The sequence below is a fragment of the Paenibacillus sp. 598K genome, from assembly GCF_003851045.1.
GTDB lineage: Bacteria > Bacillota > Bacilli > Paenibacillales > Paenibacillaceae > Paenibacillus_D.
On the sequence record NZ_BFBX01000394.1, the window covers coordinates 1 to 249 of the forward strand.

Annotated in this window: 1 pseudogene; it reads right to left on the reverse strand. The window is 60.2% G+C overall.

The features are described 5' to 3' along the window. Positions 1-249: pseudogene (locus PA598K_RS35605) on the reverse strand (ABC transporter permease); the annotation flags it as partial.

Consider the following 249-nt stretch of genomic DNA (forward strand, 5'->3'; position numbering starts at 1 on the left):
GTAGACGAGCAGGATCGGCACAGTCGCGAAGATGACGCTGGCCGCCTTCAGACTCTCCGGCACGAGCAGCATGTTGCGCTGGCCGCCCTCGCTCTTCAGCAGATCGGTGATCATCGAGTTCTGCACCATCTGATACAGCTTGAGCTGGAGCGGATACAGCTCCGGGCTGTTGATATACATGAGCGTATCCTGGAAGCCATTCCAGCGGCCCACCGCGTAGAACAGGCTTAGCGTCGCCAGCACCGGCAG